We start from the raw sequence: 18,104 nt of genomic DNA, 5'->3' as shown, positions 1-18,104 counted from the left end.
GCGAGTCCGCCGTGCTACCTTCGCCGCAGTGACACGGGGTGCCCCACGGGGCTGAGAACACACCCGTCGAACCTGATCTAGTTCGTACTAGCGAAGGGATGTCGCGAATGGTCGTTCGCACGTCGTCGTCTCCGTCCACCGCCCTCTCCGATCTGCGGGACGGCCCGCCGCTCGTGCAGTGCATCACCAACGCGGTGGTGACCAACTTCACCGCCAACGCCCTCCTCGCCCTCGGCGCCTCACCCGCCATGTGCGACATCCCCGGTGAGGCGGGGCTCTTCGCCGGCGTCGCCGGGGGCGTCCTGGTGAACCTCGGCACCCCGACCGCCGAGCAGCGCGACGCAGCCCGCGAAGCCGTCGCAGCGGGAACGCCGTGGGTGCTCGACCCCGTCGCCGTGGGGGTGCTGCCGGTACGCACGGCCCTGGCCCACGACCTGCTCGCGGCGCGGCCCGCGATCGTGCGGGGCAACGCGTCCGAGATCCTCGCCCTCGCCGGCGCCGGGGCGGGCGGTCGCGGCGTCGACTCGACGGACTCCCCCGAGGCCGCGGTCGACGCGGCCCGCGCACTCGCGACGCGCACCGGCGGGACGGTGGCCGTTTCGGGTCCGGTCGACCTGATCGTGGATGCCGAGCGCACGGCGCGCGTGCACGGCGGCAGCGTCCAGCTCACCCGCGTCACCGGCGGCGGTTGCGCCCTCGGCGCGGCGATGGCGGCGCTGCTCGCGGTCGCCGACGGCTTCACCGCCGCGACGACGGCGAGCGCGATCTGGGCCGTGGCGTCGGAGCGCGCAGAAGCGACCTCGACCGGACCGGGGTTGTTCGCCGTCGCTTTCCTCGACGCCCTCGCCGCGGTGGAGCCCGCCGACCTCGACGGGCGGGTGACGGTGTGAGCACGCATGACCTGTCGCTGCACCTCGTGACCGATCACCGGATGCCGTTCGCGCGCGTCGTCGAGGTCGTCGACGTCGCCGCCGGATCAGGGGCGAGCGTCGTGCAGTTCCGCGACAAGGACGCGTGCGGACGCGATCTGTTCGATCGTGTGACGGCCCTGGCCGACGTCATCGCGGGACGGGCGACGTTCGTCGTCGACGACCGCGTGGATGTGGCCCTCGCCGCCCGGGCCGCCGGAGCCCGCGTCGACGGCGTCCACCTCGGCCAGAGCGACCTGCCGGTGATCGCCGCGCGCTGGCTGCTCGGCCCCGACGCCCTGATCGGGTGGACGGCGAACACCCCGGCGCACTTCGCGGCGGCCGCCGGGCTACCGACCGGGACCGTCGATTACCTCGGCGTCGGCGTGATCCGCGCGACGGCGACCAAGCCCGATCACCCGCAGCCGCTGGGGGTCGACGGGTTCGCCGCGCTCGCGGCATCCGCTCCTCTGCCCTGCGTCGCGATCGGCGGCATCGAGGTGGGCGATGTCCGCGGGCTACGCGGGGCCGGGGCCGCGGGCGTCGCGGTGGTCTCGGCGGTGAGCGGAGCCGACGACCCCGCCGCCGCCACCCGCGAGCTCCGCGAGGCGTGGGCATGATCCCCCGCGTGCTGAGCATCGCCGGCACCGACCCGACCGGGGGCGCCGGCGTCCAGGCCGATCTGAAGAGCATCTCGGCGTTCGGCGGCTACGGAATGGCGGCGGTGACCGCGCTCGTCGCGCAGAACACCCTCGGTGTGCGCGAGGTGCACGTGCCGCCGACGGACTTCCTGACGGCGCAGCTGCGGGCGGTGAGCGACGACGTCGAGATCGACGCCGTGAAGATCGGGATGCTGGGGTCGGCCGAGGTCGTCGCCGTCGTCGCGCAGTGGCTGACCGCGACGCGGCCACCGGTCATCGTGCTCGACCCCGTGATGATCGCGACCAGCGGCGACCGGCTGCTCGACGCCGACGCCGAGGCGGCCGTACGCGACCTGTGTCGGCTCGCCGACCTCGTCACCCCGAACCTGCCCGAGCTGGCCGTGCTCGTGGGCGAACCCGTCGCCGCCGACTGGGACACCGCGGTCGCGCAGGCACAGGCCCTCGCGGCCCGCACCGACACGGCCGTTCTGCTCAAGGGCGGGCATCTCACGGGCGAGGAGAGTCCGGATGCCATCGTCGACGCGGCCGGCATCCACCCGGTGCCCGGCCGTCGCGTCGCCACCCCGCACACCCACGGCACCGGATGCTCGCTGTCGTCTGCGATGGCGACGCTCGCGGCGCACGGTCTGCCCTGGCCCGACGCCCTCGTGCGGGCGAAACGTTGGCTCACCGGCGCTCTCGAGAACGCCGCCGAGCTGCACGTCGGGCGTGGAAACGGTCCGATCGACCACCTGCACGAGCTGCGGCCGAACCTCGACCTCGCCCCGTCGTGGAGCGCCGCGCGGTGGGAGGACACGGCGGCGGTGCGCGCCGATGTCGACGACTGCGCGTTCGTGCGGGGGCTGGCATCCGGCGATTTGGACCGCGCCGCGTTCACCTTTTACCTCGGGCAGGACCTGCTGTACCTGCGGGAGTACGCCCGCGTCCTGGCCCGCGCCGCGGCCCTCGCGCCCCGCACCGAAGAGCAGCGGTTCTGGGCGGCGGCGTCGGTGTCGTGCCTGGCGGAAGAGGCGACACTGCACGAGTCGCACGTGGATGCCACCGACCTCGCGCCCGCGCCCGCCACCGCCGCCTACACCGACCACATGCACGCCGTGTCGGCGGGCGGCTCGTACGCGGTGCTGGTCGCGGCTGTTCTGCCGTGCTTCGTGCTGTACACCGACATCGGTGCGCGCTGGCGCGGCACGTTCACCCCCGACCATGCGTACGCCGACTGGCTCACGGCCTACGGCGACGAGACGTTCGGCGCCTCCTCAGCGGAGGCGTCGCGGATCGCGGATGCCGCCGCGCGCGACGCCTCACTCGCGACCCGGGCCGCGATGGCCCGGGCGTACGCCCGGTCGATGCGGCTGGAGTTGGCGTTCTTCGAGGCACCGCTGCAGCGATGACGTGTGCCGGGCTCCGGAGAATTCGGCCGTGTGGGCTTCTCCGCGCGGCGAGAAGTCCGCGAAAGGCCCGAATCTCCGGAGTCCGGCCCGGAGGTCAGCCGCTCTTGCGGCGGAACTCGCGCTTCGTGACGGCTCCGTGCGTCCCCTGGACGGCGGAGTGCCCGTCGAGGTGAGCCTGACCCGACCGCTGCTGCCCGTTCTTCTTCGCCAGGGCTTCCTTGAACTTGCGCTTCATGTCGTCGGATGCCGTGGCATCCGGGGTCTCGTCGGTACTCATGGGTCCACCCTAGGCGCGCCGGGTTTCCCGGCGCCCGCCTCAGACGTGCCGGACGCGCTGCTGCAGCCGGGTGCGGACGTCGAAAAGCTCGGTGCCGCCGACCTCACGCGCCCCCGGGATGCCGCGCCGCAGCAACGTCGTGAGGGCGCTCCGCTGCACCAGCACGACGGGGGTTCCGCGGACCTTGCCGAGATCGGTGACCGCGTCGAGGATCGCGTCGTCGGGCAGCACGACCATCGCGCCGCTGAAACGGACGCCCGCGGCCCGCGCGATCACGCGGGCCCGCGACACGAGCTGCGTCACCGGCGAACCGATGACGTTCGGTCCGGTGATCTCCCCCCGGCGCACCCCGACCGGACCGCCGAAGTCCTCGCTCAGCATCGCGTACAGCCCGCTGGGGCCGAGCACGAGGTGGTCGATCTTCTGCTCCGGGTCGAGGCCGTCGCGGTCGGCGAAGACGTCGTGCCACACGGTGTATCCCATCCCGAGGTCGGCGACGAGGCGTGCGGTCTCCTCCTCGGCGAGCGCGTCGGCGAGGATGTGCCGGATCTCCGGCGGCGCCGACCGCACGAGCGCGGGATCGTACGGGTCGGCGATGTCGACGCCGCGGCCCACCCACTCGCGGATCAGCGACAGGTACCGCTCCCGACGCCAGCCGCCGGGCTGGCCGTACGCGCGTGCACGGGGTCGGGTGTCGGGACGCGGAGGAGGGGCTGCCGTGGCCCCACCGCCCCACTCGGCCGATGCGTGTCCGCGGCCGCGGTCGTAGGCGGCGCGGGCCTCGGGCGTGCCGACGAGTTCCCACGCGCGCTGCACCTGGACGAACAGCGCGGCATCGCCGCCGGTGTCGGGGTGCGTTTCGCGCAGTCGGACGCGGTACGCACGGCGGAGTCCCTCGTCGTCGATGTCGACGTCGACGCGGAGAACCTCGTATGCCGAGACCGACATGGGGCTGTCGAACACGTCCGTCATCCGTTCCGCCGCTCGGGTGCGGCACCTTTCAGGCTAACGGGCGTCGTCTGTGCAACCCCCGGGATCCACCCCCAGTTTCGCTGACGGCTGCACGACTCCCGCGTCAGACCTTCTCGTTGCGGCGGGCGTAGGCGGCGGCATCCCGGCTCGAGAGGGCGAGGAGCACGAGGATGTCGAGGCTCACCGTGACGAGGGTCGTACCCACGGTGATCTCCTGCCCGAGCTCCCACCAGCCGGCGAACGCCGTGATGATCGAGAGCGTCGACACGAGCATCACGATCACCCGGGCGACGTTGCTCCCCCGCAGCAGCTGGATGCCGAACACCGCCTGGATGAGCGCGATCACGCCCAGGATGCCGAAGAACAGCCCCGCGCCGATGCCGAGTTCGGGAAGCGTCAGGGTCGGGTCCGCCCCGGAGCCTTCCGCCGCCCCGGCGATCGCCTGCAGCCACGGCGGCAGATCGAACGCGACCGCGATGCCCCACACGATCCCGGACGCGGCGCGCAGGAGCACGAGCACGCCGCCGGCGACCGTCGCAGCCGGGCGCCGCATCGCGGGGTTCCGGGCGACCGGCGCGGCGACCGGTTCGAACGCCGCCCTCTTCCGGGGATGCCTCTCGCTCACGGTCGACCCTCCGTCCCGGCGTCGCCGGCCCCGGCCTCCGCTGCCGCCGAGATCCCGCGCACGTCGAGGATGGGCAGGTCGCCGTCGGTGGTGATGCTGTCGCCGCCCCCGTTGCGCGCGTGGTAGCCGGTCGAGAAATCGCGGATGACGTCGACCTCGACGCCGGGCAGGTCGCGCACGGTGGCGACGATGTGGTCGCGCTCGATGTCGGTGTCGGCGTCGATCCGGTGCGTGACCTGGAGGGTGAACAACGACAGCCCGACGGCGCGGTCGAACGTTCCGGCCGCGAGCCAGTCGACGCGCCGTCCGCCGGGGAGAAGCCAGCCGTCGGGGCACCGCCAGAGCCGGACGTGGTGCCGCTGGGCCGGGGATCCGGCCACCTCCTGCTGATAGGCGAGGTCCTGCATCCGCCCGAACAGGAAGAGGGGGCTGACGGGTGCGGTCGGGTAGCTGCGGCGACGCAGGGTCGACGTGACGATGCGCCAGGACGAGCCGAGGCCGACCGGATCGGCGGGGATCCACCCGGCCGCGGCCATCACCGCCTCGATCTGCGCACGCTCGCCCTGGAAGGCGAGGTTCACCGGGTCGCCGAGCAGGCCGTCCGAGGTGCGGGTACGGCCCATGAAGTAGTCGGGCACGTAGATCGCGGTGAGGATGCGATGCAGCCGCGGGAGCACGAGGTAGGCGAGCAGACCCCAGAAGACGATCGCCATGATGATCCCGGCCCAGCCGAGAGTGAAGGTCTGGGTGAAGCTGAGGTAGGCGAGCCAGACGGCGGCGAGCCCGGCGAACACGAAGAAGAACCCGTCGAGCAGCCGCCCGAACGACCATCGTCTCCGCCCGCTCACGGTGCCGCTACCAGAGAGCCGGTTCGGGGTCGTGGGCGAACGCCTCGGCGACGCGCCCCGGGGGCAGATCGAACCGGTGGGCGGGCGACCAGGACGGCGATCGGTCCTTGTCGACGAGCTGCGCGCGGATGCCCTCGGCCAGGTCGGGCTGCGTGGTCGCGAACCACATCACCAGACCGTACTCCTGCGCGAGGGCGGCCCGGAGCGACGGCAGCGCCCGCGCCCGACGCACGGCCTCGAGCGTCACGGACACCGCGGTCGGGGCCGATGCCTCGAGGAGGTCGGCGGTCGCGTGCGCCTCGGGCTCCCAGCGCTGACGGAGCCGGTGCAGGATGCCGTCGAGATCGTCGGCCGAGAAGGCGTCGTCGATCCACGGACGCCAGGTCTCGAGGTTCGATCGCTCCGGGCTCTCGTCGAACAGCAGCACCAGCTCGGTCGGGCTCGACGGGTCGGCGCGGTACTCCAACGCCTCGTGCAGGGCGGAGAGGTGCGCGACGGGGACGAGATGGTCGGCGAAACCCGCGTACAGGGCGTCCGCGGCATCCATCGTCGCTCCCGTGAGCCCGAGGTACTCGCCCAGCCGTCCGGGCGCGCGCCCGAGCAGCCACGACCCGCCCACGTCCGGGGTGAAGCCGATGCGGGTCTCGGGCATCGCGAGCTGCGAGCGCTCGGTGACGATGCGGATGCGCGCGTGTCCGGCGAGCCCGATCCCCCCGCCCATCGTCACCCCGTCGGCGATCGCGACGATCGGCTTGGGGTAGGTCGCGATGCGGTGGTTGAGCGCGTACTCCTCGCGGAAGAACGTGTGCACCTCGTCGACGCGTCCGTCGACCACGAACCCGTGGAGCGCCCGCACATCGCCGCCCGCGCAGAAGCCGCGGTCTCCCGCGCCGTCGAGCAGGACGAGATCGACATCGGTGTCGTGCTCCCAGCGGTCGAGCGCGGCGGAGAGCAGTCGGATCATGCCGAGGTCGAGCGCGTTGATCGCGCGGGGGCGGTTGAGCGTCAGGTGCCCCACGCCCCGCCAGGCTCGCGCGATGACCGCGTCGTCGGATCGCTGTGCGTTCACGCTGCCACGTTACACAGGGCGCGAGATGTGTTTTCGGCCTCGGATCGGGGAAGATGGGGAGAACGCCCGCGGAACGAGAGGTCCCCGATGCCCCAAGGACAGGTGCTGGAATTCTCGGGGCTGACCAAGCGCTTCGGCGCGGTGTCGGCCGTCGACGGCCTGACCGCTCGCGTGGAGCCGGGCCTGGTGACGGGATTCCTGGGTCCCAACGGTGCGGGCAAGACCACGTCGCTGCGCATGCTGTTGGGACTGGTCCGTCCCACGTCCGGATCGGCGACCATCGGCGGTCGTCGCTACTCCGACATCGACCGGCCGCTGCAGACCGTGGGCGCCGCGCTCGAGGCATCCAGCTTCCACCCGGGACGCTCGGCGTCGAACCACCTCAAGGCCTATGCGCGGGCGGCGCGGCTGCCCCTGTCGCGCGTCGACGAGGTGCTCGGGCTCGTGGGCCTGGCCGATGTCGCGGGACGCCGCGTCGGCGGCTACTCGCTCGGCATGCGCCAGCGTCTGGGCCTGGCCACGGCCCTGATCGGCGATCCCGGCGTGCTGGTGCTCGACGAGCCCTCGAACGGGCTCGACCCCGAAGGCATCCGCTGGATGCGCTCGCTGCTGCGCCACCTCGCGGAGGAGGGCCGCACGGTGCTCATCTCCTCGCACCTGCTCGCCGAGGTGCAGCAGACCGTCGACGCGCTGCTGATCATCTCGCGCGGAAAGCTGGTGTTCCAGGGCGGCACGGAAGACCTCGCCGACCCCGACGAGTACTCCACGGTCGTGGACTCCCCCGACCGCGAGGCGCTGTCGCGGCTGCTCGAGGAGCGCGGCATCCCGTTCCAGCTGCTGCGCAACGGCTTCACGATCCGGCACGTCGAACCACTCGAGATCGGCACCCTCGCCGCCGGCGCGGGCATCGTGCTGTCGCACCTGCAGAGCAAGGGCGCGAGCCTGGAGGACATCTTCCTCGAGCTCGTCAGCGGCGTGCGCACCCACGCGAGCGCGGCGGGGGTGACGGCGAATCCGGATGCCACTGTCGCGGCGCCCGAGCCGGCGGCGGCGACGCCCGAGCCGGTGCCGGTCGTGGCGGATCCCGCACCGTCGACCGACCTCGTCCCGGTCGCGCCTGCCCCGCGGAGCTTCGCGCCTCCCGTCGCACCCGAACCCCGCCGCTCCTACGCGGTGGCCTCGACGGGAGTGATCGACATCGTCCCGGTCGACGACGCCCGCGCCGAAGACACGGAGGTGCCGCGATGAGCCTGGTGGCATCCACTCGCTCCGAGTACACGAAGCAGTTCAGCACCGCCGGATGGTGGGTGCTCGGCATCGTGCTCGTCGTCTACGTCGCCTTCACCGCGGGCGTCCTCGCGCTGGCGTTCGGGGGTGTGGCATCCGGCAAGCTTCCGGGCGCTTCGGGGCCTGTGCCCTCGACGGACGGTCTCGCGGGACTCGTGTACAGCTCGGCGAGCGCCGTGGGATACGTCTTCCCGCTGCTGGCGGGGACGCTCATGGTCACGACCGAGTTCCGGCACAAGACCCTGACCCCGACGTTCCTGGCCACCCCCCGCCGCGGCGTGGTGCTCGTGGGCAAGTTCGCGATCGGCATCCTGGTGGGCCTGCTGTACGGCGTCCTCGGGTCGATCGCGGCGATCGGTGCGGGGGCCGGCGTCTTCGCGGCGTTCGGACTCGACACCGAGCTCGGTTCCTCCGACACCTGGGTGCTCGTGGGCCGCATGCTCCTGGCGTTCGCGCTCTGGGCGGTCGTCGGGATCGGCGTGGGCACGGTGGTGCGCAACCAGGTCGCCGCGATCGTCATCGTGCTGGCGGTGACGCTGTTCATCGAACCGATCGTGCGCACGATCGCCGGCGTGCTCGACGGTCTCGACCAGGTCGCGCGGTGGCTGCCGAGCGCGGCGAGCGACGCCCTGGTGGGCAAGACGATCTTCGGCGCCGTCGGCGCCGGCGGCGCCGACCCGCTGGTGTGGTGGCTCGGCGGCCTCGTGCTGCTGGGCTACGCCGTGGTGCTGGTGCTCATCGGCCTCGCGACGACCTGGCGCCGCGACGTCGACTGACGCGGGGCGGGGTGGCGCGGCATCCGTTCCGCGGCATCCGTTCCGCCAGATCACGTGATGTGGCCGAGGGCACCCGCTGTGGCGCGCAAATGACGCGTGCGCTCGACCAGATCACGTGATCTGGGCGCAGACAGGCGTCAGGACACGAGGTCGGCGACGTCCTCGGGCTCGGGTGCGCCCTCGAGACGCAGCGCCTTCAGCAGCGCCACACCGTGCTTGGTCGTCAGGACCAGGCGCTCGAACTCCTCGTGCCCGCGGAGGTCGATCACGACGCTGGACTTGCGGCGTCGGATGATGACGAAGTCGTTGCCGCCGGCCGACTTCCACGTACCCGCGGCCACGACGACGGGGAGATTGGTGCCCGGGTTCGGCACGCCACGCAGCCACGTCCACGCGTCGTCGGTCAGTTGCACGCGCTCGATCGTCGCGCGCGGCACGACGATGTTGCGCTTGCGGAACGACAGCGCACGCTCGGTCGGCGAGAGCACGACCTCGAGCTGCGCCTGATCGAGCAGCAGGGTCACCATGGCATCCATCCTGCCAGCGACGGTGGATGCCGTCGGCCCCGGCGCCTCACGAGAGCGCAACGATCCGGGGGCGCGGGCCGCGGCCCGCGTGTCGGAGCGGAGGGATAGCCTGGAGCGATGAGTACGGGCAGCGCTGCGCCGCAGGCCGCACCGGCCCGGGGCGACTCGATCGACGACCTCCTCGACCGCGTGCGCGGCGGACACCGGCCCGATGTCGATGAGACCGAGGCGCTGCTGCACGCCCCGCTCGACGTGCTCTCCGCCGCTGCCGCCGCCCTGCGCGACGAGGGGCTCGAACGCGCCGGGCGTCCGGGTGTCATCACGTACTCGCGCAAGGTGTTCGTGCCGCTCACGACCCTGTGCCGCGACCGCTGCCACTACTGCATCTTCGTCGACACGCCGGGGCAGCTGAACCTGCTGCGCAAGCCCGCGTACATGAGCCCCGAGCAGGTGCTCACGGTCGTGCGACAGGGGCAGGCGCTCGGCTGCAAAGAGGCGCTTCTGACTCTCGGCGATCGCCCCGAAGAGCGGTGGCCCGAGGCCCGCGCGTGGCTCGACGCGCACGGTTTCGCCTCGACGATCGACTACGTCGCGCACGTCGCGCGCCTCATCACGGCCGAGACCGGCATGCTCGTCCACGCCAATCCCGGCGTGATGCACTCCGACGAGCTGGCGACGCTGCGCCCCGTCTCGCCGTCGATGGGCATGATGCTCGAGACGACCTCGCGCCGCCTCTACGAAGAGCCCGGTCAGGTGCATTTCGGGTCGCCCGACAAGGACCCCGACCTGCGCCTGCGCGTCATCGACGACGCGGGGGCGGCCGGCATCCCGTTCACGACCGGCATCCTGGTCGGCATCGGCGAGACCGTCCGTGACCGCGCGGAGTCGCTCGTCGCCCTGCGCGACCTCGACGACCGGCACGGGCACGTGCAGGAGGTCATCGTGCAGAACTTCCGCGCGAAGCCCCGCACCGCCATGCAGGGAGCCCCGGATGCCGACATGCACGAGTACCTCGCCACGGTCGCCGTCGCGCGACTCGTCTTCGGGCCCGACATGCGCGTCCAGGTTCCGCCCAACCTCTCCGACCCGCGCGAGCTCGGGCTGCTGATCGAGGCCGGGATCGACGACTGGGGCGGGGTTTCGCCGCTCACGGCAGACCACGTGAACCCCGAGCGTCCCTGGCCGCACATCGACGACCTCGCCGCCCAGACCGCGGCCCACGGCTTCACGCTGCGCGAGCGGCTGACCGCGCACCCCGAGTACGTCCGCGACGCGGCGACGTGGATCGCCCCCGAGCTCCATGCTCCCGTCCGGGCGTTGGCGGATGCCACGGGCCTCGCGGCCGACGTGATCCCCGGGGCCGCACGGCCCGCCACGGGAGGAGATTCGGCGACGGGAGGGCGACCCGGGGCCGAGGCATCCTCCGCTCCCCGAATCCCCTCCGCTCCCCGCGGCGCCGGCACCGCCGATCCCAGCGTCCGCCGCCTCGCCGAGGCTGCCGCGGCCGACCCGCTCGCGCTCGACGACGCCGACTGGACGCGGCTGCTCCACGCGACCGGCGCCGAGCTCGACGCCCTCACCTCCGCAGCCGACGACGCACGCCGCTACACCGTCGGTGAGCCGGTGACCCTCGTCCGCAACCGCAACCTCACCTCGACCGGGTTCCGCCGCGCGGGCCGCACGGGCGGGGGTGAGTTCGACCTCGCGGATGCCGAGGCGATCGCCGCGGATGCCGCCGACCTCGGCGCGACCGAGATCTGCATCCAGGGCGCGCTCGTCGCCGACGAAGACCCCTCGGGGTACCTCGACCTCGTGCGGGCCGTGAAGCGCGGGGCTCCTGGCACCCACGTTCACGCGTTCCGTCCGCTCGACGTGCGCGATCTTGCCGACCGCGGCGGGCTCGGGCTCGAGGGCGCCCTTGCGGCGATGCGCGACGCCGGCGTCGACACGGTGCCGGGCACCGGGGTGAAGGTGCTGAGCGAGCGCGTGCGCGGGCTCGTGGCGCCCGGCGACCTCGAGATCGACCGCTGGGTCGAGGGCATCACCGCTGCGCATCGCGCGGGATTCCGCTCGACGTCGGTGCTGTTCTACGGACACGTCGAGACCGCGGCCGAGCGCATCGCGCACCTGCGCACGCTGCGCGGCATCCAGGCCGAGACGCGAGGCTTCGCAGAGTTCGTGCCGATCCCCCTCCCCGGCGGCGACGTGCCGCTGGTCGCGGGGCGTTCCCCGCTCGACGAGCACCGCGCGATGGTCGCGGTGTCGCGACTGCTGTTGTCGGGCGCGATCGCGCACGTGCAGATCCCGTGGACCCGCGTGGGGCGCGAGAACGCGGCCGTCCTCCTGCGTTCGGGCGGCGACGACCTCGGCGGCACGCTGTACGACGGCCGCGTGCTCCCCGACACGGGCATCGAGCAGGGGCTCGAGCTGCCGGTCCCGGATGCCGAACGCCTCGCCCGCAGCCTGATGCGGCCGTTCCGCCTGCGCACGACCGACTACGGCGTGGTCGCCGCGTGAGCGTGGTCGACGTCGTCGTCGTGGGCGCCGGGTTCGCCGGGCTCGGCATGGCCGGCGCGCTGCACCGCGCGGGCCGCGACGACGTCGTCGTCATCGAGCGGGCGGGAGACGTCGGCGGCACGTGGCGCGACAACACCTACCCGGGCGTCGCGTGCGACGTGCCCGCGCACCTGTACAGCTACGTGGCGCACCCGCACGCGGGCTGGTCGCGCACGTTCGCCGAGGGCCACGAGATCCAGGAGTACCTGCGCGATGTCGCCGCGGGCGTCGGCGAGCGCATCCGGCTGCACACCCCGCTCGTGGGGGCGGAGTGGGATGCCGAGACCTCGGTGTGGAACATCGACACCGGCGCCGAGGTGCTCCGCGCGCGTTCGCTCGTGCTCGCGTGCGGACGCCTCACCGAACCGCACGTCCCCGCGATCGAGGGCCTCGAGTCGTTCGCGGGTCCGCTGTTCCACTCCGCGCGCTGGGACCACGACGTCGACCTCACAGGCAAGCGGGTTGCCGTCGTCGGCACCGGCGCGAGCGCGGTGCAGCTCGTGCCCGAGCTCGCCCGCCGCGCCGCCCACGTGACGCTGTTCCAGCGCACCCCGGCGTGGATCGTCCCGCGCGGCGGCGGCGAGATCTCCGCCGCGGAGCGCGCTCGCCTCGCCGAGAACCCCGGCGCCCTCGCACGGCTCCGCGCCGAGCTGTACGCCGAGGGCGAGGCACGTTTCGCGTCCCGCTCCGGCGACGCCGCAGCCTCCGCGGCCGCCCGTGCTGCAGCCCTCGCACACCTGCTCGCTCAGGTCGCCGACCCCGCGCTCCGCGCAGCCCTGACCCCCGACTACGCCTTCGGCTGCAAGCGGGTACTGCTCTCCGACGCGTTCTATCCCGCCGTGGCATCCGATCGGGTGACCCTCGAACCCAGCGCCCTCGACCGGGTCGACGGGTCGACGCTCACCGCCGCGAGCGGGCGGCAGCACGAGTCCAACGTGCTCGTGCTCGCCACCGGCTTCGCCTCGACGCAGCAGCCGTACGCCGATCTCGTGCGGGGCGAAGACGAGACGCTCGCCGAGCACTGGGGCGAGGGCATGACGTCGTTCGGGTCCACCGTGGTCGCCGGCTTCCCGAACCTCTTCGTCCTCAACGGCCCCAACGCCAGCCTCGGCCACAACTCGGCGGTGCTCATGATCGAAGAGCAGGCCGCGTACGTCGTCCGTGCCCTCGCCGAGCGCGACCGTCGTCCCGATCGCGTTCTGCGCGTCCGCCCCGAGGCCGAGGCGGCCTACACCGACGAGATCGCCGCGGCCGCGGCATCCACCCCCTGGATGACCGGCGGATGCCGCAGCTGGTACGTCGACGAGAGGTCGGGGCGGCTCACGCTGCTGTGGCCGGGCACCGTGCAGGCGTTCCACGAGAGACTGACCGGTACCGACGGCTCGGAGTTCGAACCCGCGCACACCCCCGTGCGCGGCTGACGCATCGCCCGCATCGGCGGGTCACGAAGAAGGAGAATCATGGTCGTTCCGCTGCGATTCGGATACAAGGCCTCGAGCGAGCAGTTCGGGCCGAACGAGCTGCTCGACTTCGGTGTGCTCGCCGAAGAGATGGGCTTCGACTCGGTCTTCCTCTCCGATCACCTGCAGCCGTGGCGGCACGAGGGCGGGCACGCCCCCAACGCCCTGCCGTGGCTCGGCGCGCTCGGCGCGCGCACGCAGCGCGTGATGCTCGGCACCTCGGTGCTGACCCCGACGTTCCGCTACCACCCGGGCGTCATCGCGCAGGTGTTCGCGACGCTCGGCGTGATGTTCCCCGGCCGTGTGGCGCTCGGCGTCGGCACGGGCGAGGCGCTGAACGAAGTGACCCTCGGCCTCGAGTGGCCCGAGCCGCCCGAGCGCTTCCAGCGCCTCAAAGAGGCGATCACCCTCATCGACAAGCTCTGGACCGAAGACCGGGTCACGTTCGAGGGCACGTACTACTCGGTGAAGGATGCCACGATCTACGACCGCCCCGAGCAGAAGGTGCCGATCTACATCGGCGCCTCGGGTCCCGCGGCGACACGTCTCGCCGGACGCATCGCCGAGGGCTACATCACCACGAGCGGCAAGGACCCGTCGCTGTACACGGACACGCTGCTGCCCGCGCTCGACGACGGGCTCGCGAAGGCCGGACGCACGCGCGACGACGTCGACACCCTCATGGAGGTCAAGGTCTCATACCACCCCGACCGCGAGACCGCGCTCGAGAAGACGCGCTTCTGGGCGCCGCTGGCGCTGTCGGCCGAAGAGAAGATGAGCGTGCACGACCCGATCGAGATGGCGCGTCTGGCCGACGAGCTCCCGATCGAGCGGGCGGCATCCCGGTTCATCGTGTCGACCGACCCCGACGAGCACGTCGAGCGCATCGCGCACTACGTCGACCTGGGGTTCCGGCACCTCGTGTTCCACGACCCGGGGCACGACCAGGAGGAGTTCCTGCGCACGTACGGCGCCGAGATCCTGCCGCGGTTGCGGGCGCGGTTCACCTGAGGCGAGGCGGAGGGCGGGGTGCGCCGGTCCCGCGCTCCGGAGGTTTCCCGCCTCCGCAGCACGATTCGCGGGCGCACCGCTACCCCCGTCCGGAAATGTCCGGAGTCCGGCACACAATGGAGCCGATGAGCATTCCTGAGATCCGCGATGGCTGGACGATCGTCGTGCCCGTGAAGCCGGCCGCGCTCGGCAAGACGCGGCTGACGACCGTGACCGCCGACCGCGAGGCGCTCGCGCGCGCGATCGCCCTCGACACCATCGCCGCCGCCGCGGCGACCCCGCGGGTGTCGCACGTGCTGGTGGTGACCGACGATCTCGAGGTCTCCGCCGCCGTGGCGCAGTGGCCCGCCGTCGACGTCGTCCCCGAGGGCGACGTCCGTGGACTCGACGCGGCCGTTGCCCTGGGAGCCGCTGCCGCAGGTCAAGGCGCGCCGCGCGCGGCGCTGCTGGGCGACGTGCCCGCGCTCACGCCGCAGGATCTCGATGCCGCGTTGGAGCTCGCCGGACAGGTCGAGCGGGGCCTGGTCCCGGATGCCGAGGGCACCGGCTCCACCCTCGTCACCGCCCGCCCGGGCGCCGTGTGGGTGTCGGCCTTCGGCGCCGACTCCGCGGCCCGGCACCGGCTGCTGGGGTGCACCGATCTGGCGGTCCCGCGCGGGTCGTCGCTGCGCCGAGATGTGGACACCGCGGTTCAGCTCGCCGAGGCCGTCGCGCTCGGCGTGGGGCCGCGGACCGCGGCGGTACTGGCGGCTGCGGCGGCCTGACAGGACGCTACGCCCCGAGCGCCGCCTCGGCGATCGCGGCCGAGGCATCCTCGTCGCGCATCCACAGCGGCGCGACGACGGCACGGATTCCTGCGGCCTCCACTTCCGGCGCCGCCGCAGCGTCCTCCTCGGCGAGCAGCCACGCGTCGAGCACCCCGTCGACCGACCGCGCGCCGTAGTGCCGCGCGACGGCCGCCGCCGAGGTCTCGACACCGATCGCCGGCAGACACACATCGGCCATGCCGCGCACGACCCGCCCGCCGATGATCGGCGAGACACCGACCACCCGCGCCGACGTCGACCGCAACGCCTCCCGGATGCCGGGAACCGCGAGGATCGGACCGATCGAGACCACCGGGTTCGACGGCGCCAGGAGCACCACGTCGGCCTCCGCGATCGCCTCGACGACGCCGGGGGCGGGCGTGGCATCCGAGATTCCGGGGTTCTCGAACCGGGTCGGAGTCAGGGCCGCGCGATAGCGCGTCCACCACTCCTGGAAGTGCAGACGCCGACCGTCCTCGACGCGCACGTGCGTGTCGACCTCGCTGTCGGTCATCGGAAGCAGCCGGATGCCGAGCGGCCACCGTTCCGCCATCCGACCGAGGACCTCGGTCGGGGTGAGGCCTTCGCGCAGCCAGCCGGTGCGCGCCAGGTGGGTGCCCAGGTCGAGGTCGCCGAGCGTGAACCACGGCCACCCGGCGCCCCACGCCTGCAGTTCCTCGTTGACGCGCTCGGTATCACCCGCACGGCCCCAGCCGCGCACGGTGTCGTTGACTCCGGCGAGCGCGTACGTGATCGAGTCGACGTCGGGCTGCAGCCGCACGCCCGAGAGCCACAGGTCGTCACCGGTGTTGACCACGACGGTCGCTTCGGGCGCCTCGAGGCGCCGCAGAGCGGCACGGACGCCCAGGGTGAACTTCGATCCGCCGACACCGCCGGCGAGCACGACGATGCGGGGCTGAGGATTCGGCATCCGTCCAGTCTTCCACCGCGCCGCGCGGGTGTGACGCGTCAGGCGCCGCCGATGGCGGACCACACGGCGCGCGCGCCACTGTCGCCGACCAGCACCAGATCGATCGTCGTGCCGACGGCTACGACGATCGCGACCACGGCGATGACGGCGGTGATCACACGCGCACCGCCGATCGGGCGGTCCGCGCGCCGCGCACGCCACCAGAACCAGGCCCACTGCCCGACCGCTACCACGATCAGGAAGAACGCCCAGATCACCGGACCGTTGCCCATCTCGGTGTGCGCCTCGACGAGGGCCGTCTCCGGCACCTGACGTTCGAGCGCTTCGCCCGCCTGCTTCGCGAGCAGCGCGAAACCGCCGCCGACGATCGCGACGATGGGGGTCAGGATGCCGAGGCGCCGACGCGCCGCCGGCCAGACGCTGCCGACGACGACCATGAGCGCCGCGAGCGGCAGCAGCACGACGACGGCGTGGACGAGAAGGGGATGGAGCGGGAGTCCCGCGAGCTGCCACATGCGCCGATCACAGCACACCCGCGGCATCCCGGTCTACGCAGGTAATCCTGCCCTTCCGCCGTGGGAGGATACGCCGGATCACCGGCCGACGCGCCGCCGTCCGAAGCCGCGCCTACTGCGCCAGCAGCGTCGGGTCCGCCGCGCCGGCCGCGGCCCGCGCGGCCCCCGGCAGCGCCTCGAGCACGCCCTCGAGGGCGACGTCGTCGTGGGCGGCGGTGAGGAACCACGCCTCGAAGACGCTCGGGGGCAGGGACACACCGGCATCCAGCATCGCGTGGAAGAACGGGGCGTACCGCCACGACTGCTGCGTCAACGCCGTGGCGTAGTCACGCGGCACCTCCGGGAGGAACGCGACGCCGAACAGCGACCCGGCGCGTGGAACGGCGTGCACCACTCCCTCGGCCGTCAGCGCGGCATCCAGGGCGTCGGCGACGCGCGCGGCCGAGGCGTCGACCGCGGCGTACACCTCGGGGGTCGCGAGCCGGAGCGTCGCGAGGCCCGCGGCGACCGACAGCGGGTTCCCCGACAGCGTGCCCGCCTGATACACGGGACCGAGGGGCGCGAGCTGGTCCATGACGTCGGCGCGTCCGCCGAGGGCGGCCAGCGGCATCCCTCCGCCGACGACCTTGCCGAACGTAAGGATGTCGGGCAGGTACGTCTCGCCGTGCGACGCCTGCAAGCCCCAGAAGCCGGCGGGGTGCACGCGGAATCCGGTGAGCACCTCGTCCATGATCAGCAGAGCGCCGTGGCTGTGCGCGATGTCGGCGAGCGCGGCGTTGAAGCCCGGCAGCGGCGGGACGACACCCATGTTCGCGGATGCCGCCTCGACGATGATCGCGGCGATGTTCTCGCCGTGCACCGCGAACGCCTCGCGCACCGCGTCGAGGTCGTTGTAGGGCAGCACGAGCGTCTGCGCGGCGATCGGCGCGGGCACCCCCGCCGAGCCGGGGAGCGCGAGCGTCGCGACGCCCGAGCCGGCGGCGGCGAGCAGCCCGTCGGAGTGACCGTGGTAGTGCCCCGCGAACTTGATCAACAGGTCACGGCCGGTCGCCCCGCGCGCGAGACGGATCGCCGTCATCGTCGCCTCGGTGCCCGTGGACACCAGACGCACCTTCTCGACGGGGCGCAGGTCGCCCACCTGGACCCGACGCGCGATCAGATCCGCGAGCTCGACCTCGGCCCCCGTCGGCGCGCCGAAGGACAGACCCTTGGATGCCGCCGACTGCACGGCCCCGACCACCTCGGGGTGCGCGTGGCCGAGGAGTGCCGGCCCCCACGAGGCGACGAGGTCGACGTACTCCCGGCCCGTGGCATCCGTGATCCGGGCGCCCGCGGCGGACTGCACGAACCGCGGCGTCCCACCGACGGATCCGTACGCCCGCACGGGCGAGTTCACACCGCCCGGGATGACGTCCTTCGCGCGCGCGAACCACTGGTCGTTGAGGTCTGTCATGGTTCCATTCTCCCGGGCGTGCGCGCGTGTCGG

The 18,104-nt window shown here is 72.8% G+C and carries 18 protein-coding genes and 1 riboswitch; of the genes, 9 read left to right on the top strand and 9 right to left on the bottom strand.

What is annotated here, in order from left to right; genetic code table 11:
* The first annotated feature begins 24 nt into the window (after positions 1–24).
* Positions 25–116, top strand: a riboswitch (TPP riboswitch).
* From thiM to thiD, 3 genes are all read left to right on the top strand, one after another.
* Complete coding sequence (gene thiM / locus BW982_RS11695) at positions 108–890, top strand: hydroxyethylthiazole kinase (protein WP_076493354.1); 783 nt, start codon at positions 108–110, stop codon at positions 888–890. It overlaps the preceding riboswitch by 9 nt.
* Positions 887–1,528: a thiamine phosphate synthase gene (thiE, locus tag BW982_RS11690; protein WP_254845581.1), complete on the top strand. Its 642-nt coding sequence runs from the start codon at positions 887–889 to the stop codon at positions 1,526–1,528. The genes thiM and thiE overlap by 4 nt, the downstream gene beginning before the upstream one ends.
* Positions 1,525–2,958, top strand: a complete 1,434-nt coding sequence (gene thiD / locus BW982_RS11685; RefSeq protein WP_076493730.1) for a bifunctional hydroxymethylpyrimidine kinase/phosphomethylpyrimidine kinase — start codon at positions 1,525–1,527, stop codon at positions 2,956–2,958. The genes thiE and thiD overlap by 4 nt, the downstream gene beginning before the upstream one ends.
* 94 nt (positions 2,959–3,052) lie before the next feature.
* Here the strand turns inward: thiD and BW982_RS11680 are convergent, their stop codons facing one another.
* The 5 genes from BW982_RS11680 to BW982_RS11660 form a co-directional block, all read right to left on the bottom strand.
* Positions 3,053–3,235, bottom strand: a complete 183-nt coding sequence (locus BW982_RS11680; RefSeq protein WP_076493352.1) for a DUF5302 domain-containing protein — start codon at positions 3,233–3,235, stop codon at positions 3,053–3,055.
* Positions 3,236–3,274: 39 nt separating this feature from the next.
* Complete coding sequence (locus tag BW982_RS11675) at positions 3,275–4,198, bottom strand: J domain-containing protein (RefSeq protein ID WP_076493728.1); 924 nt, start codon at positions 4,196–4,198, stop codon at positions 3,275–3,277.
* Positions 4,199–4,310: 112 nt separating this feature from the next.
* A complete protein-coding gene (locus tag BW982_RS11670) occupies positions 4,311–4,832 on the bottom strand; it encodes a hypothetical protein (RefSeq protein ID WP_076493350.1) in 522 nt (173 codons plus the stop codon).
* Positions 4,829–5,680, bottom strand: a complete 852-nt coding sequence (locus BW982_RS11665; RefSeq protein ID WP_076493348.1) for an LssY C-terminal domain-containing protein — start codon at positions 5,678–5,680, stop codon at positions 4,829–4,831. The genes BW982_RS11670 and BW982_RS11665 overlap by 4 nt, the downstream gene beginning before the upstream one ends.
* A 7-nt stretch (positions 5,681–5,687) precedes the next feature.
* Complete coding sequence (locus tag BW982_RS11660; RefSeq protein ID WP_076493346.1) at positions 5,688–6,749, bottom strand: enoyl-CoA hydratase/isomerase family protein; 1,062 nt, start codon at positions 6,747–6,749, stop codon at positions 5,688–5,690.
* Positions 6,750–6,836: 87 nt separating this feature from the next.
* Here BW982_RS11660 and BW982_RS11655 point away from each other — a divergent pair, with 87 nt between their 5' ends.
* Together BW982_RS11655 and BW982_RS11650 are read left to right on the top strand one after the other, a co-directional pair.
* Positions 6,837–7,997 (top strand): ABC transporter ATP-binding protein, encoded by a 1,161-nt coding sequence (locus BW982_RS11655; RefSeq protein WP_076493345.1) that lies wholly within the window; start codon positions 6,837–6,839, stop codon positions 7,995–7,997.
* Positions 7,994–8,812, top strand: coding sequence for an ABC transporter permease (locus BW982_RS11650; RefSeq protein ID WP_076493343.1), 819 nt, complete (start codon positions 7,994–7,996; stop codon positions 8,810–8,812). The genes BW982_RS11655 and BW982_RS11650 overlap by 4 nt, the downstream gene beginning before the upstream one ends.
* 137 nt (positions 8,813–8,949) lie before the next feature.
* Here the strand turns inward: BW982_RS11650 and BW982_RS11645 are convergent, their stop codons facing one another.
* Positions 8,950–9,339 (bottom strand): hypothetical protein, encoded by a 390-nt coding sequence (locus BW982_RS11645; RefSeq protein WP_076493342.1) that lies wholly within the window; start codon positions 9,337–9,339, stop codon positions 8,950–8,952.
* Between the two features lie 117 nt (positions 9,340–9,456).
* Between BW982_RS11645 and cofG the strand changes: the two genes are divergently transcribed.
* The 4 genes from cofG to cofC all read left to right on the top strand — a co-directional run bounded on the left by cofG (position 9,457) and on the right by cofC (position 15,130).
* Entirely contained in the window at positions 9,457–11,856 is a 2,400-nt protein-coding gene (gene cofG, locus BW982_RS11640) for a 7,8-didemethyl-8-hydroxy-5-deazariboflavin synthase CofG (protein WP_076493340.1), read from the top strand.
* Positions 11,853–13,316 carry a flavin-containing monooxygenase gene (locus BW982_RS11635; protein ID WP_076493338.1) on the top strand — a complete coding sequence of 488 codons (1,464 nt, stop codon included), beginning with the start codon at positions 11,853–11,855 and terminating at the stop codon, positions 13,314–13,316. Before cofG ends, BW982_RS11635 begins: the two co-directional genes overlap by 4 nt.
* A gap of 39 nt (positions 13,317–13,355) precedes the next feature.
* Positions 13,356–14,366: a glucose-6-phosphate dehydrogenase (coenzyme-F420) gene (gene fgd / locus BW982_RS11630; protein WP_076493335.1), complete on the top strand. Its 1,011-nt coding sequence runs from the start codon at positions 13,356–13,358 to the stop codon at positions 14,364–14,366.
* A 125-nt stretch (positions 14,367–14,491) separates the two neighbouring features.
* On the top strand, positions 14,492–15,130 hold the full coding sequence (gene cofC, locus BW982_RS11625) for a 2-phospho-L-lactate guanylyltransferase (RefSeq protein ID WP_076493726.1): 639 nt from the start codon (positions 14,492–14,494) through the stop codon (positions 15,128–15,130).
* Between the two features lie 7 nt (positions 15,131–15,137).
* Here cofC and cofD read toward each other — a convergent pair whose 3' ends face one another.
* The 3 genes from cofD to BW982_RS11610 form a co-directional block, all read right to left on the bottom strand.
* Entirely contained in the window at positions 15,138–16,103 is a 966-nt protein-coding gene (gene cofD / locus BW982_RS11620; RefSeq protein WP_076493333.1) for a 2-phospho-L-lactate transferase, read from the bottom strand.
* A 38-nt stretch (positions 16,104–16,141) separates the two neighbouring features.
* Positions 16,142–16,618 (bottom strand): DUF2231 domain-containing protein, encoded by a 477-nt coding sequence (locus BW982_RS11615; RefSeq protein WP_076493330.1) that lies wholly within the window; start codon positions 16,616–16,618, stop codon positions 16,142–16,144.
* A 112-nt stretch (positions 16,619–16,730) separates the two neighbouring features.
* Entirely contained in the window at positions 16,731–18,071 is a 1,341-nt protein-coding gene (locus BW982_RS11610; protein ID WP_076493327.1) for a glutamate-1-semialdehyde 2,1-aminomutase, read from the bottom strand.
* Between the last annotated feature and the right edge of the window lie 33 nt (positions 18,072–18,104).

Source organism: Microbacterium sp. RURRCA19A (genome assembly GCF_900156455.1).
GTDB lineage: Bacteria > Actinomycetota > Actinomycetes > Actinomycetales > Microbacteriaceae > Microbacterium.
Note: the sequence above shows the minus strand (reverse complement) of the source record. Positions and strands in the feature narration are given on the sequence as shown.

Bases quoted from the DNA above. Each gene is read 5' to 3' on its own strand.
- thiM (WP_076493354.1), top strand. From the start codon at position 108: ATGGTCGTTCGCACGTCGTCGTCTCCGTCCACCGCCCTCTCCGATCTG.
- thiD (WP_076493730.1), top strand. From the start codon at position 1,525: ATGATCCCCCGCGTGCTGAGCATCGCCGGCACCGACCCGACCGGGGGC.
- BW982_RS11680 (WP_076493352.1), bottom strand. From the start codon at position 3,235: ATGAGTACCGACGAGACCCCGGATGCCACGGCATCCGACGACATGAAG.
- BW982_RS11655 (WP_076493345.1), top strand. From the start codon at position 6,837: ATGCCCCAAGGACAGGTGCTGGAATTCTCGGGGCTGACCAAGCGCTTC.
- BW982_RS11650 (WP_076493343.1), top strand. From the start codon at position 7,994: ATGAGCCTGGTGGCATCCACTCGCTCCGAGTACACGAAGCAGTTCAGC.
- BW982_RS11645 (WP_076493342.1), bottom strand. From the start codon at position 9,339: ATGGTGACCCTGCTGCTCGATCAGGCGCAGCTCGAGGTCGTGCTCTCG.
- cofG (WP_076493340.1), top strand. From the start codon at position 9,457: ATGAGTACGGGCAGCGCTGCGCCGCAGGCCGCACCGGCCCGGGGCGAC.
- fgd (WP_076493335.1), top strand. From the start codon at position 13,356: ATGGTCGTTCCGCTGCGATTCGGATACAAGGCCTCGAGCGAGCAGTTC.
- cofC (WP_076493726.1), top strand. From the start codon at position 14,492: ATGAGCATTCCTGAGATCCGCGATGGCTGGACGATCGTCGTGCCCGTG.
- cofD (WP_076493333.1), bottom strand. From the start codon at position 16,103: ATGCCGAATCCTCAGCCCCGCATCGTCGTGCTCGCCGGCGGTGTCGGC.
- BW982_RS11615 (WP_076493330.1), bottom strand. From the start codon at position 16,618: ATGTGGCAGCTCGCGGGACTCCCGCTCCATCCCCTTCTCGTCCACGCC.
- BW982_RS11610 (WP_076493327.1), bottom strand. From the start codon at position 18,071: ATGACAGACCTCAACGACCAGTGGTTCGCGCGCGCGAAGGACGTCATC.